The sequence below is a fragment of the Cystobacter fuscus genome (assembly GCF_044360685.1).
In the GTDB taxonomy this organism is placed as follows: Bacteria; Myxococcota; Myxococcia; order Myxococcales; family Myxococcaceae; genus Cystobacter; species Cystobacter fuscus_C.
In genome coordinates, this window is sequence record NZ_CP043491.1 from 6,732,708 (window position 1) to 6,745,952 (window position 13,245).

At 70.1% G+C, this 13,245-nt stretch carries 13 protein-coding genes; 4 read left to right on the plus strand and 9 right to left on the minus strand.

The window, feature by feature from the left end:
• Position 1 precedes the first annotated feature (1 nt).
• Both hutI and F0U63_RS27560 read left to right on the plus strand, forming a co-directional pair.
• Positions 2 to 1,267, plus strand: a complete 1,266-nt coding sequence (gene hutI / locus F0U63_RS27555) for an imidazolonepropionase (RefSeq protein ID WP_395834070.1) — start codon at positions 2 to 4, stop codon at positions 1,265 to 1,267.
• Between the two features lie 72 nt (positions 1,268 to 1,339).
• Positions 1,340 to 2,179, plus strand: a complete 840-nt coding sequence (locus tag F0U63_RS27560) for a class II glutamine amidotransferase (protein WP_395834072.1) — start codon at positions 1,340 to 1,342, stop codon at positions 2,177 to 2,179.
• Between the two features lie 21 nt (positions 2,180 to 2,200).
• Here F0U63_RS27560 and F0U63_RS27565 read toward each other — a convergent pair whose 3' ends face one another.
• The 9 genes from F0U63_RS27565 to tilS all read right to left on the minus strand — a co-directional run bounded on the left by F0U63_RS27565 (position 2,201) and on the right by tilS (position 12,370).
• Positions 2,201 to 2,635 (minus strand): hypothetical protein, encoded by a 435-nt coding sequence (locus tag F0U63_RS27565; protein ID WP_395834074.1) that lies wholly within the window; start codon positions 2,633 to 2,635, stop codon positions 2,201 to 2,203.
• A 96-nt stretch (positions 2,636 to 2,731) separates the two neighbouring features.
• The gene (gene tsaE, locus F0U63_RS27570; protein WP_395834076.1) at positions 2,732 to 3,217 is read right to left on the minus strand and encodes a tRNA (adenosine(37)-N6)-threonylcarbamoyltransferase complex ATPase subunit type 1 TsaE; all 486 of its coding nucleotides are present in this window, start codon (positions 3,215 to 3,217) and stop codon (positions 2,732 to 2,734) included.
• On the minus strand, positions 3,214 to 4,746 hold the full coding sequence (locus F0U63_RS27575) for an NAD(P)H-hydrate dehydratase (protein ID WP_395834078.1): 1,533 nt from the start codon (positions 4,744 to 4,746) through the stop codon (positions 3,214 to 3,216). Before F0U63_RS27575 ends, tsaE begins: the two co-directional genes overlap by 4 nt.
• 5 nt (positions 4,747 to 4,751) lie before the next feature.
• The gene (gene acpS, locus F0U63_RS27580) at positions 4,752 to 5,129 is read right to left on the minus strand and encodes a holo-ACP synthase (RefSeq protein WP_395834080.1); all 378 of its coding nucleotides are present in this window, start codon (positions 5,127 to 5,129) and stop codon (positions 4,752 to 4,754) included.
• A 17-nt stretch (positions 5,130 to 5,146) separates the two neighbouring features.
• On the minus strand, positions 5,147 to 5,872 hold the full coding sequence (locus F0U63_RS27585) for a pyridoxine 5'-phosphate synthase (protein ID WP_395834082.1): 726 nt from the start codon (positions 5,870 to 5,872) through the stop codon (positions 5,147 to 5,149).
• A 96-nt stretch (positions 5,873 to 5,968) separates the two neighbouring features.
• Positions 5,969 to 7,363: a phosphoglucosamine mutase gene (gene glmM / locus F0U63_RS27590; RefSeq protein ID WP_395834085.1), complete on the minus strand. Its 1,395-nt coding sequence runs from the start codon at positions 7,361 to 7,363 to the stop codon at positions 5,969 to 5,971.
• Positions 7,364 to 7,566: 203 nt separating this feature from the next.
• Positions 7,567 to 8,796, minus strand: coding sequence for a dihydropteroate synthase (gene folP / locus F0U63_RS27595; protein WP_395834087.1), 1,230 nt, complete (start codon positions 8,794 to 8,796; stop codon positions 7,567 to 7,569).
• Positions 8,797 to 8,893: 97 nt separating this feature from the next.
• A complete protein-coding gene (ftsH, locus tag F0U63_RS27600) occupies positions 8,894 to 10,813 on the minus strand; it encodes an ATP-dependent zinc metalloprotease FtsH (protein WP_395834089.1) in 1,920 nt (639 codons plus the stop codon).
• Between the two features lie 183 nt (positions 10,814 to 10,996).
• Entirely contained in the window at positions 10,997 to 12,370 is a 1,374-nt protein-coding gene (gene tilS / locus F0U63_RS27605) for a tRNA lysidine(34) synthetase TilS (RefSeq protein ID WP_395834091.1), read from the minus strand.
• 440 nt (positions 12,371 to 12,810) lie between these two features.
• Here tilS and F0U63_RS27610 point away from each other — a divergent pair, with 440 nt between their 5' ends.
• Both F0U63_RS27610 and F0U63_RS27615 read left to right on the plus strand, forming a co-directional pair.
• Positions 12,811 to 13,023, plus strand: a complete 213-nt coding sequence (locus F0U63_RS27610) for a TIGR04563 family protein (protein ID WP_002628981.1) — start codon at positions 12,811 to 12,813, stop codon at positions 13,021 to 13,023.
• A 6-nt stretch (positions 13,024 to 13,029) separates the two neighbouring features.
• On the plus strand, positions 13,030 to 13,245 hold the full coding sequence (locus F0U63_RS27615) for a TIGR04563 family protein (protein ID WP_395834093.1): 216 nt from the start codon (positions 13,030 to 13,032) through the stop codon (positions 13,243 to 13,245).

The window sequence follows — 13,245 nt, forward strand, 5'->3', positions numbered from 1 at the left end:
GATGGAAACCCTGGAGCTGCTCATCCGCAACACCTCCGAGGTGCTCACCGTGGAGGGCTCCCCCCAGGAGCCCGCCGAGCGCGCCCTCACGCCCCAGCCCCATGCCTGTGTCGGCGTGCGCCGCGGCAAGGTCTGGTACGTGGGCTCCGAGAGCGCCCTGCCCCCGGGCGCGGTGGGCCCCAGCACCCGGGTGCTGGACGCACATGGCCAGTTCGTGGGCCCGGGCTTCGTGGACCCCCACACCCATGCCGTCTTCGCCGGCGAGCGCGCGGCGGAGTTCGACCTGCGCTGCCAGGGCGCCACCTACCTGCAGATCGCCCAGGCCGGCGGCGGCATCGCCAACACCGTGCGCGCCACCCGCTTCGCCAGCGAGGAGGATCTCATCCGGCTCGCCCTGCCCCGGCTCCAGCTGATGCTCGAGTACGGCATCACCACCGCCGAGGTGAAGAGCGGCTACGGCCTGTCGCTCCAGGACGAGCTGAAGATGCTCCGGGTGGTGCAGCGGCTGTCCACGCTCCAGCCCGTGGAGCTCATCCCCACCCTCATGTGCGCACACGCGGTGCCGGAGGAGTACCGCGAGTGGCGCGAGTCCTACCTCGACTTGTGCATCCAGGAGATCATCCCCGCGGTGGCCGAGCAGGGCCTGGCGCGCTTCTGCGACGTGTTCGTCGAGCAGGGCGCCTTCACGCACGCGGAGGCGCGCCGCGTGCTGCTGGCGGCCCGGAAGCGGGGGTTGCAGCTGCGGCTGCACGTGGATCAGCTCGGCGCCTCGGGAGGCGCGGAGCTGGCGGCCGAGCTGGGCGCGGCCAGCGCGGATCACCTGGAGCAGGTGAGCGACGCGGGCATCCAGGCCCTGGCGGCCGCGGGGGTGTCGGCCGTGCTCGTGCCCACCGCCACCCTCTTCCTCCGGGTGCGCCCCTATGCCCCCGGGCGCAAGCTGCGCGACGCGGGCGTCAACGTGGCGCTCGGCACCAACCTCAACCCCGGCTCGGCCATGAGCGAGAACCTTCCCCTCGCCCTGGGGCTCGCCTGCCTGGAGAACGGGCTGACGGCCGCCGAGGCCTATTGGGCCGCCACCCGGGGGGCCGCGCTCGCGCTGGGTTTGAAGTCCGAAGGACGCATCGCCGTGGGCGACCCCGCCAATCTTGTCATCTTTTCGTGTTCAAACTATCGCCACCTTCCCTATCACCTGGGAATCAATCACGCGCGGATTGTGATCAAGGGAGGCCATGTCGTGGTAGAGCAGGAACGAGCCCTTTGTGCATGATTCTGGTTGCACAAGAGGCATTCGAGGGAACTTCCGCCCTGGGCCGGCCGTTATCATCAAACAAGCAAGCCTATGTGCCGCCTCTTTGGTTTCCGATCCGCTATTCCCGTCGCCGTCCATCCTTCCCTGGTCACGGAGAAGAATTCCCTCCTGCGTCAGTCGCGGGAGCACAAGGATGGGTGGGGTATCGCCGCCTATGAAGCGGGAGACAATCCGTTTGTCGCGCACGGACTGGGTCCGGCGCACTGCGACCCGGACTTCGAGCGGGTCAGCAGCCGGGTGTCCTCGCGCACGGTGGTGGCGCACATCCGTCTGGCGTCCGTGGGCCAGGTGGAGAAGCGCAATGCCCACCCCTTCACCCATGGCCGGTGGTGCTTCGTCCACAACGGGACGGTGAGGAACTTCGCCCGGCACCAGGCGGCGATGGAAGCGCTCATCCGGGAGGATCTGCGCGCCCTCATCCAGGGAGCCACGGACACCGAGCGCTGCTTCTACCTCTTCCTCACCCGGCTGGCCGAGCAGGGGCAGCACTTCGAGGCCCCGGCGTGCGTGGAGAAGGTGGCCCGGGCGCTGGCGGAGACGATGGGGCTGGTGTCGCGCCTCACGGATGAGCCCGGGCAGGATGGCTCGTCCATGAACTTCCTGGTGACCAACGGGGACGTGATGGTGGCCACGCGGCGCAACCGCTCGCTCTTCCTGTCGGACACCGCCCCCGAGACGGGCCGCTGCCCCCACCGCAAGGACGTGGGAGCGCCCAAGCCGGGGGATCGGCTCGAGCAGTTCGTGCTCGCCAGTGAGCGGTTGTCGGGCGAGGACCACTGGCACGAGGTGGCCGAGGACAGCGTCATCGGCGTGGACAGCGGCCTCGTGTTCCACCAGTGGAAGGTGCAGGAGCTGGACCCGCGGCACTGAGTCCCGGGCGGCGAGGCGGCCCTAGGGAGACGGGGGACCCTGGAGCGGTTCCCCCCAGCGGGCCACCTGGGCGCTCACCGTCATGTTCCCCTTCACCTGGAAGGAACGGGGCGGCATGGGCGAGCCCTCGGTGGACAGCTCCGGCATCCAGACGTCCTCCCGCCAGAGCGTGTAGGAGACCTCCGCGTCCACCGGGAGGCGCACCATCCCCGTGTAGTGCCCGTCGGCCTGGCGGCGCAGGTAGAAGCCCGGGGCCACGTTCCCGCCGAGCGAGGCATGCGAGCCCAGGACGGTGATGACGGCCTCGGCCGGTGTCCCGTCGGGGACCGTCACGTCGAAGGTGACGGTGGCGTGGGGGTATTCCGGAGGCGGAGGCTCGATGGCGCCACACCCCACCAGCACCACACTGGCGAGTGGGATGAGCAGGAACCACTTCAGGGCGTGGGAGGGGCTCATGGGCGCAGGATATGCCAACCCCCCCGCTCCGGAGCGCACGGCCCGTTCATCTGTTGTTCGCTGCACGTACGTCCGGGCGCCGCCCGTGTGGCCCGGTCAGCGCTCGGCCAGCAACCAGTCCTCGAGCAACCGGGCGGGCCGCGCGCCCCAGGCCTCGGCCACCAGCTCCCGGGACTCCTCGCCCACCTCGCGCAGGGTGAGCCGCAGGTACTCACGCGGCGCGGCCTCGGGGATGCGATCCAACCACTCCACCAGCAGCGCGCCCTCGCCGCCCACCATGTCCAGGAAGCCCGTGGCGTACAGCTCGTCGTAGTCGGCCAGCCGGTAGAGGTCCGCGTGGTACAGCGTCAGGCGCCCCTGGTAGGGGTAGACGATGGCGAAGGTGGGGCTGGCCACCTGCGAGCGCTCCACTCCGGCGCCCTCGGCCACGCCGCGCACCAGGTGCGTCTTGCCCGCGCCCAGATCGCCCACCAGCCCCACGAAGTCTCCCGGCTGGAGCAACCGCCCGAGCCGCACCCCCAGGCCGTGGGTCTCCTCGGGCGAGCCCGAGCGCACCGTGTGGCTCCGCGTGGGCGCGCTCATCGCTCCCACCGCGTCCACACCGAGCACAACCCCTTCACCACGTCCGAGGCGATGAGGCCCAACCGGCCCCGCCGCTCGGCGGCGAGATCTCCCGCCAGCCCGTGCGCGTACACGGCCGTCCAGGCGGCCTCGGGGAGTTTCAGGCCCTGGGCGAGCAGCGCGCCCAGCACCCCGCTGAGCACGTCCCCGGTGCCGCCGGTGGCCATGCCCGGGTTGCCCGTGGGGTTGACGTACACGGTGCCATCCGCGTGGGCGATGAGCGTGCGCGCCCCCTTGAGCACGAGCGTCACCCCGTGCGTGCGCGCGAAGTCCCGCGCCACCTTCACCCGGTCCTTCTGCAGTTCCTTCGTGGGCAGACCGGACAGCCGCGACATCTCTCCCGGGTGGGGCGTGAGCACCACGGGCCCCTTCGCCCGGCGCAGCACTCCCAGGTCCGTGGAGACGGCGTTGAGCGCGTCCGCGTCCAGCACCACGGGCACGTCCACGCGCTCGAGCAACTCGCCCAGCAGCGCCGTCGTCTCCTCTCCCCGGGGGATGCCAGGGCCCACCACGAGCGCGTCCTTCTGAGCCGCCGCGGCGAGCAGGGACTCCAGGTCCGCCCGGCCCAGGGGGCCGCGATCCTCCAGGGGCCAGCCCATCAGCTCGGGGGCATGGCCGAGCACCGACTCCACCACCTGGGCGCGCGTGGCCACGGTGACGAGCCCCGCTCCGGCGCGCAGGGCGCTCAACGCGCTCAGGGCCGCCGCCCCGGACTTGCCCAGGCTGCCGGCCACCACCAGCACGTGCCCGTAGGTGCCCTTGTGGGTGTCCGAGCGGCGCGGGGCGATCGCTCCCCGGGCATCGGCCTCCTCGACGAGGAAGACCTCCGCGCCCGCGTGGGCCTCGACGGCCTCGGCGGGGATGCCGATGTCCACGCACCGCACCTCGCCGCACAGCGTGGCGCCGGGCTCCAACACCTGTCCCTGCTTGAGGAAGCCGAAGGTGACGGTGGCGTCCGCCTCCACGCACGGCTCGAAGGGCGCTCCGGTGTCCGAGTGCAACCCCGAGGGCACGTCCGCGGCCACCACCTTCGCTCCCGCCGCGCGCCAACGGCGCACGTACTCGATCGCCTTGGCGAACTCTCCGCTGGGAGGCCGGGTGAGCCCGGTGCCGAAGATGGCATCCACCACCACGTCCCCCACCCGTGGCTCCTCCACCTCCCCGAGCGCCTGGGGCTCGAGGCCCGAGGGCCCCAGGGCGAGCAGGTTGCGCTGGGAGTCCGGCGTGAGCTTCTCCCGGGGCCCCACGAGCACCAGCGTCACCCGCCGGCCCCAGGCATGGAACAGGCGCGCCGCCACCAGCCCGTCGCCCCCGTTGTTGCCGGGTCCGCACACGACGAGGAAGCGCCCACCCGGCGAGCCCAGTGCCCGGGCCACCTCCGCCAGCTCCCGTCCGGCGTTCTCCATCAACAAGGGGGACGGCATGCCGAACTGGTCTCCGGCGGCGCGGTCGGCCGCGCGCATCCGATCAGCGGTGAGGACACGGCGCATGACGTTCAGCTCCTCTCTTGCAGGACGACGGTGGCGGCGGCGACGCCCGCGTCATGGGTGAGCGCGAGGAATGCCTCCGCGCGCCGCTTCTCCATCTCCATGCGCGCCACACCCGACAGGCGAAAGCCCGGGGGACCGCCCGCGCGCACCACTTCCATGTCGTGCCAGGTGAGGCCCTTGGGGGCGCCCAGGGCCTTGATGAGCGCTTCCTTGGCGGCGAAGCGCGCCGCGTAGGCGCTCGCCTTGTCCGAGCGCGCGTTGCACAGCTCGCGCTCGGCCGGCGTGTACACGCGCTCGAGGAAGCGCTCGGCGCGGGCCCCGTCCAGGATGCGCTGGATGCGGGCCACCGAGCAGATGTCCAACCCCAGGCCGATGATCGCCATGGCGCGCGTGCTCGCCCCTAGCCCGGGTTGCGCATCAGCTCGAGCATCTCGCGCACCGCACGCTCGAAGCCCACGAGCACGGCGCGCGCGACGATGGCATGGCCGATGTTCAGCTCGTCGATCTCCTGGATGCGCGCGATGGGGCGCACGTTGTCGTAGTTGAGCCCATGGCCCGCGGCCACGCCCATGCCCAGCCGCGCGCCCGCCTTGGCCGCGTCCACGATGCGGCTGAACTCGCGCTCGCGCTCGCGCTCGTTGCGCGCCTCGCAGTAGCGCCCGGTGTGCAGCTCGATCCGGTCCGCGTTCACCTTGTGGGAGGCACGCACCTGATCCAGGTCCGGGTCGATGAACAGCGAGACGGTGATCTCCCCGTCCTTGAGGTTCTTGATCGTCTTCGCGAGCGCGTCCTTCTGGCCGTTGACTTCCAGGCCGCCCTCGGTGGTGAGCTCCTCGCGCCGCTCGGGCACGAGCGTCACCACGTCCGGCTTGTGCTCGTAGGCGATCTTCACCATGTCCTGGGTGGCCGCCATCTCCAGGTTGAGCAGCGTCTGCACCGTCTCGCGCAGGATGCGCAGGTCGCGCTCCTGGATGTGGCGGCGGTCCTCACGCAGGTGGATGGTGATCTGCCCGGCACCGGCCAGCTCGGCCATGGCGGCGGCCGTCACCGGATCCGGATACGACACGCGACGCGCCTGCCGCAGCGTCGCCACGTGGTCCACATTCACACCCAGTCGCTGTCCCATTTCGGCCGCTCTCCCTCACGAGGGCACACCGGGCGGAAGTCCTACACCGCTTCCGCCCGGGCGCGCGCCCTTCTATTCGCGGCCCGGGAGGGGATGTCAACCGTTGAGCGCCGTGGACAGCTCCTGGGCGATCTGCTGCGCGTACTGCTCGTTGCGGGCGGCGTCCGTGCCCTCGATGAGGACGCGGGCCTTGGGCTCGGTGCCGGAGAAGCGCACCAGCACGCGGCCGTCCTTGCCCAGCTTCTTCTCCACGTCCTGGATGGCGCGCATCACCGTGGGCAGCTCGCCCAGCTCGCGCTTGTTCTTGACGACCACGTTGAGCAGCGTCTGGGGCACGGGCTGGAAGATGGAGGCCAGCTCGCTCACGGGCTTCTGCTGCCGGCACATCACGGCGAGCAGCTGGAGCGCCGCGAGGGTGCCGTCGCCCGTGGTGGTGTGGTCGGAGAAGATGAGATGGCCGCTCTGCTCGCCGCCCAGGTTGTAGCCGTTCTTGCGCATCTCCTCGACGACGTAGCGGTCACCCACCTTGGTGCGCACCACCTTGACGCCGTAGTTGGCCACCGCGCGCTCCAGGCCGATGTTGCTCATCACCGTGGCCACGAGCGTCTTCTTCTTGAGCTCCTTGCGCGTGACGAGCTCGCCGGTGCAGATGGCCATGATGGCGTCGCCATCCACGACCTGGCCCTTCTCGTCCACGACGATGAGGCGGTCGGCGTCGCCGTCCAGCGCGATGCCCAGGTTCGCCCCGTTCTTCACCACGCACTTGGCGAGGTTCTCCGGGTGGAGCGCGCCGCACTTGTGGTTGATGTTCTTGCCGTCCGGCTGCACGCCCAGGGTGATGACCTTGGCGCCCAGCTCCTCGAGCACCGCGGGGGCCGTCTTGTAGGCGGCGCCGTTGGCGCAATCGACGACCACGGTGAGTCCCTCGAGCGTCAGCTCGCGCGGGAAGGTCGTCTTGAGGAAGACGATGTAGCGGCCACGCGCGTCCTCCAGGCGGAAGGCCCGGCCAATCTTGGTCGCCGTGGGGCGGATGGAGTCGATGGCGCCGCTGGCCACCAGCTCCTCGATCTTCGCCTCGGTCTCGTCCGGCAGCTTGAAGCCGTCGCGCCAGAAGAACTTGATGCCGTTGTCCTGGTACGGGTTGTGGGAGGCGGAGATGACGGCGCCCGCGTCGGCCCGCATGGAGGTGGTGAGGTTGGCGATGCCCGGCGTGGGCAGCGGACCCACCAGGTCCACGTCCACGCCCATGGAGATGAGGCCCGCGGCGAGCGCCTGCTCCAGCATGTAGCCCGACAGGCGCGTGTCCTTGCCGATGATGACGCGGTGGCGGTGCGGTCCATTGCGGATGAGGTGGGCCAGCGCGCGGCCCAGTTGCATCGCGACCTCCGCCGTCATCGGGTAGACGTTGGCGACACCCCGCACTCCATCCGTGCCGAACAGCCGCTGCGACGCCCTCTCTTCGTTCGGGGGCATGTTCATCCTGTACGCCATAAAATTACCGCTCCACCTTTCCCTGGCCGGCCACGCGGGCCGGTCCGCCCACGCCAGAGGGCTTATAGCGTGCCCTCCACAGAGCCCGAAGCTAGGGAGTGGAAGTTCCCTGGACAAGCGTGCGACTCCACAACATGGGCTCGCACTCCAGGGCGGTCGGTACGGGTCGCACCTTCGCGTTCATGGTGGGCCTGCATCGCCCTCTAGTAGAGCGAGCCGCCATCCAGCGCCCCGCGCACGGCGTCCACCACCGCGAGGGCATCCCGGGCCTCGGTCACGTCATGGACCCGGACGAAGTCCGCGTCTCCCGCGGCGGCCACGGCGGCCACGGAGCCCAGGGTCGCCGCCAGCCGCTGATCCACCGGACGGCCTCCCGCCAGTTTCCCGAGGAAGCTCTTGCGGCTGGTGCCCACCAGGACGGGCAGGCCCAGCACGCGCAACTCTCCCAGGCGCCTGAGCAGGAAGAGGTTGTGCCCCAGCGTCTTGCCAAAGCCGATGCCGGGGTCCACCAGCACGCGCTCGCGCGGAATGCCCGCCGCCACGGCCCTCGCCACGCCCTCCTCCAGGAAGTCGAGCACCTCGTCCACCACGTCCCCGTACTGGGGGGCGAGCTGCATGGTCTCGGGGGTGCCTTGGATGTGCATGAGGCAGCAGGCCGCGCCCGCCTCGGCCGTCACCCGGGGCAGCTCCGGATCGAACCGGAACCCGCTGATGTCGTTGACGAGCACCACGCCCGCGCGCAGCGCCTCGCGCGCCACCGCCGCCAGGGTGGTGTCCACGGACAGCGGCACGTCCGTGCGGGTGCGCAGCCCCTCGATGACCGGCATCAACCGCGCGAGTTGCTCCTCGGCGGGCACGGGGGCGGAGCCGGGCCGCGTGGTCTCCGCCCCCACGTCCAGCACGTCCGCGCCCGCCTCGGCCAGCCGCAGCCCGTGGGCCACGGCGGCCTCGGCGCGCAGGTAGCGCCCTCCGTCGGAGAAGCTGTCCGGGGTGACATTCACCACGCCCATGACGTGGGTGCGCGCGCCGAAGGTGAAGGTGCGCCCCCCGAGCGTCAACGGCACCGGGGGCCGCGCGGCCTCCAGCACGCGCGCCACGGCGTCGGCGAGTCCGGCCAGCTCCGGCCGTGCGCGGGCGCGGGCCACCACGCGCTCGAACTGCTCCTTGCGTCCGGAGAGCAGCCCCGTGCCGGGCCGGGTAAGGGCCTCTCCCGCGATCCACGAGGGGCACTCCTCGCGCCCCGGGTGGGTGCCGCTGGCGAGGAGCTCCGTGAGCACGCGGCCCTGCTCGCCCTCCAGCCCCGTGAGCAGCACGTGCAGCGCGGGCACCTTCTCGCGCAGCTCCGCGCGGGCGGAGGGGGACAGCCCCAGGCGCAGCAGGGCGGGCTCGAGGTCGGCGGGGCGATCGAGGCGGACGGGACGGGCTCGAATCATGGGCGGAGCGGCTCCGGCGGGACGTGCGGAAAAGACGAAGGCCCTCCCCACGAGAGTGGAGAGGGCCTGGGTTCTACCCGAGCGGAGGGCCGCGGCTTTAAGCCTTGTTCGGCTCCATGTTGGGCAGTCCCTCGAGCGCGTCGAGGATCTTCCGCTTGTCCTTCTTCTCGGTGGACTTGGTGGGCGGGGCCATGACGCGGGGCGGCGGGCGCTCGCGCGTGAGCTGACCGCCCTGCAGGAGGATGTTCACGTCCTCGGCGTCCAGCGTCTCGTACTCCACCAGGGCGTCGGTGACGCGCTTGAGGCCCTCGAGGTTCTCGGTGAGCACCGCCTTGCCCTTCTCGTAGCAGCTCATCACGATGCTGCGCACCTCGGCATCGATCATCCGCGCGGTCTCCTCGGAGTAGTCCTTGGAGGAGTTGAAGTCGCGGCCGAGGAACACCTCACCGTCGCTCTTGCCGAAGGCCAGGGGCCCCAGCTTCTCGCTCATGCCCCAGCGGCACACCATGGCGCGCGCCGTCTCCGTGGCGCGCTCGATGTCGTTGGAGGCGCCCGAGCTCATCTCGTTGAACATGAGCTCCTCGGCGATGCGGCCGCCCATGGCCATGGAGATCTGATCGAGGATCTGCTTCTTGTAGCCGTTGACCTTGTCCTCGGTGGGCAGGCTCCAGGTGAGACCCAGGGCCTGGCCGCGCGGGATGATGGTGACCTTGTGGAGAGGATCGCAGCCGGGCAGCAGCTTGGCGATGATCGCGTGACCCGCCTCGTGCACGGCGGTGTTCCGCTTCTCCTTCTCGGTCATGATCATGGACTTGCGCTCGGGGCCCATGAAGACCTTGTCCTTGGCGGCCTCGAAGTCGCTCAGGTCCACGCGCTCCTTGTTCTGCCGCGCGGCCATCAGCGCCGACTCGTTGACGAGGTTCTCCAGGTCCGCGCCCGTCATGCCGGGGGTACCGCGGGCGATGACCTCCAGCTCCACCTCGGGGGCGAGCGGCACGCGGCGGGTGTGCACCTTGAGCACGCCCAGGCGGCCCTTGAGGTCGGGGCGCGGCACCACGATGCGCCGGTCGAAGCGGCCGGGACGCTGCAGCGCCGGGTCCAACACGTCCGGACGGTTGGTGGCGGCGATGAGGATGACGCCCTCGTTGGACTCGAAGCCGTCCATCTCCACCAGGAGCTGGTTGAGCGTCTGCTCGCGCTCGTCGTGTCCGCCGCCCAGGCCCGCGCCACGGTGACGGCCCACGGCGTCGATCTCGTCGATGAAGATGATGCACGGGGCGTTCTTCTTGCCCTGCTCGAACAGGTCGCGCACGCGGCTGGCGCCCACGCCGACGAACATCTCCACGAAGTCCGAGCCGGAGATGGAGAAGAAGGGCACGCCCGCCTCACCGGCCACCGCGCGGGCGAGCAGCGTCTTGCCCGTTCCCGGCGGGCCCATCATCAGCACGCCCTTGGGAATGCGGCCGCCCAGCTTGGTGAACTTCTTGGGATCCTTGAGGAAGGCGACGATCTCCTCGAGCTCCTCCTTGCACTCGTCCGCGCCGGCCACGTCCGCGAAGGTGATCTTGTTGTGGCTCTCGTTGAGCAGCCGCGCCTTGGACTTACCGAACGTCATCGCCTTGCCGCTACCGCCCTGCAGCTGGCGCATGAAGAAGATGAAGAAGAGGAACAGGAAGACGACGGGCATCCACTGACCGAGCACGGTGAGCCAGAGGCTGTTCTGCTCCTCGCGCTCGTACTTCACGTCCACGTCGTTCTTGCGCAGTTGCTCGAGGATGGCCGCGTCCGGCGCGGGACCCGTGGTGCGGAAGTCCGTCTGCGAGTCGGAGAACTTCCCCGTGTAGGTATTCCCCTTGACCGACACCTCGCGGACCTTCTTGTCCTCCACCTTGGCGAGGAACTGGGTGAAGGTCGGTTCCTCCACCTGCACGCCGTTGGTGTTGAAGAAGTTGTAGAAGGCGACGAAGAGGACGATCAGGATGACCCAGAGGCCGATGGTTTTGTAAGTCGAACGCACGTGGCAGCAGCCCTTTCGGTGCTCGGCGGCAGAGGTGGGCACGGACGGAAAAGCCCAACACTTCCGACCGGTTGTCACGACACCGGGCGTATTGCCCGTGTATCTGACGGTAACAGCAACAACAAAAACGCCTCAACTATTTTGGGGGTTCCTCTTCTGGCACGCCCCCGAAGTGTCCGAACTCTATAACGCACAGCCCCCGCGCATGCCCGTGCCAGGAGGCAGCGCCCAGAGATACAGCCGTACAGCGCCCGCGTCCGGCGAATTCCACACCCCTGGTACCCAGAGCACACTCCCCCCGGCGTCCGTGACGACCGGCACCCGGTCCCGTTGCTCGCGGGGAACGCGGCCGTCCACCAGCACGTCCTGCAGCTTCCGGGAGCCGGCGGGGCCGCGCACCCGATCCCCGGCGCGGCGCGTCCTCACCATGAGCGGCCACCGGGTTTCCTCCCGTAGGGACAGGGCGAGCGCCCCCAGGGGCGGTGTCCCTGACCCCACCCCGAAGTGCCATTGCGTTCCGGGTTGCACCCCCTGGCTCCCCTCTCCCTCCAGGACCAGGCAGGCCGCGGCCTCGGGCGCGGGCTCCTCCCGGCGCACGCAGCGCACCCGTCCCCCCATGGCCATGAGCTGGAGGCCCCCGGGCAGGTGCCCTCCGCGCAGCGTCACCGTCCCCCCGTCGGCCACCGCGTCCAGTACCCGGGCGAGCGAGGGCCCATCCACCTCCACCCCGGCTTCGGTCAACAGGCGGACGAGCACCCGGCGGCGCAGCGCGGGCTCCAGGGCGCGCACGCCCACCGCGTCCAGACTCCCATCCGGCAGCACCAGCCGGCCCCAGGCCTCGTCGGCCATGCGAGCAAGCAGCGCCTCGTCCTCGGCCGCCAGGCGGGTGAAGGCCGCCAGGTGCGGCACCACCGAGAAGCCCACGGCCGTGGAGAGCGCGGGCAGCAGATCGTGCCTCAACCGCACCCGGAGGAAGGTCCTGTCCTCGTTCATGCTGTCGTGCACGAAGCTCGTGCCCTGCTCGGCGAGAAACGCCTCCACCTCCTCGCGCGTGCACCCGATGAGCGGACGGACGAGCGCGGCGCGCGCCCGGTGGATGCCGATGGCACCGCGCAGGGCGGTGCCTCGCAACAGCCGCATGAGCAGCGTCTCGGCCTGGTCCGTCGCCGTGTGCGCCGTGGCCACTGCGTCCAACCCCCGCTCGCGGCGCAACGCCTCCAGCGCCGTGTAGCGGGCGTGCCGGGCCCGCTCCTCCACTCCCGGACCCGGCCGCAGGCCCAGCTCGCGGACATGACACGGCAGCCCCCATCGAGCCGCCAGCCGGACGACCGCCTCGGTGTCCCGCCGGGCCTCGGGCCGCAGACCATGGTCGAGCGTGGCCACCTCCACCCGCAGCGACAGCGCCTCGCGCACGAGCGCCGTTCCCACCAATAGGGCGCACGAGTCCGCTCCCCCCGAGACGGCCAGCAGCACCGAGCCTCCCGCGAGGCCGAGCTGGCGGTAGCACCCCGAGAGGTTTCGCGAAAACAAGAGGCTCGTCTCACCCATGACCGGCATCGAACACGCGAGGGAATCAGAATCGCGCGGGCCGGGTTACACCAGATGCGGCTGGTTGAAGCAGCCCAAGACGATTCCTATGCTCTTCCTGGGGGTCGCGACGGTCGGGGAAAAGAGGGCGGGGGCGGAATGGCCGGGCGACACGAAGGGTTACAATGATGGATTTTCAACGGAGTTGGGCCTAGGGGTCCCCCCCCTCCCCCTCTGGGCCCACGGGGCCGCTGGGACACGTCCTGGCGGTCCTTCTTTCCGGAACGCCCCGGATCCTGCCTGCCAGGATCCGGGGCGTTCTCTTTTCGCGGGCTTTTTTCGCACACGCGGAATACCCGGCGTCATACGGTGGGGACACACTCCTAAACCGTTGACCCGTCGGGAGGTCTGTCGGATAACGGCTCCAGTGTGTTCAGGTCGTCACCTCGTATCCGTTCCGGAGACCCAGGATGGCAGGCACCGACAAGCGCAAGCAGTCCCTCTACTTCCCCGAGGAGATGCTCAAGGAGATCCAGGAGGAAGCCAACCGTCAGGACCGTTCGCTCTCGTGGGTCGTCCAGCAGGCCTGGAAGATCGCTCGTGACCGCATCAAGTCGTTCCCCGCCGTCAACGACGTGACGGGTGACGAGCGGCAGGACCCACGTGAGGAAGGAAGGTCCTAAGAGCCCATGGCCGCTACTGATCATCGAAAACAAAGCCTCTACTTCCCCGAAGACATGCTGGATGAAATCCAGCGCGAGGCGACGCGGCAGGACCGCTCGCTGTCGTGGATCGTCCAACAGGCCTGGAAGGTGGCCCGGGGCGATCTGCGCAAGATGCCCTCGCCCAACGATGTCTTCGGCGCCCCGCCGCCCCGCCCCGACGGCTCGTCGGACGGGACGTAG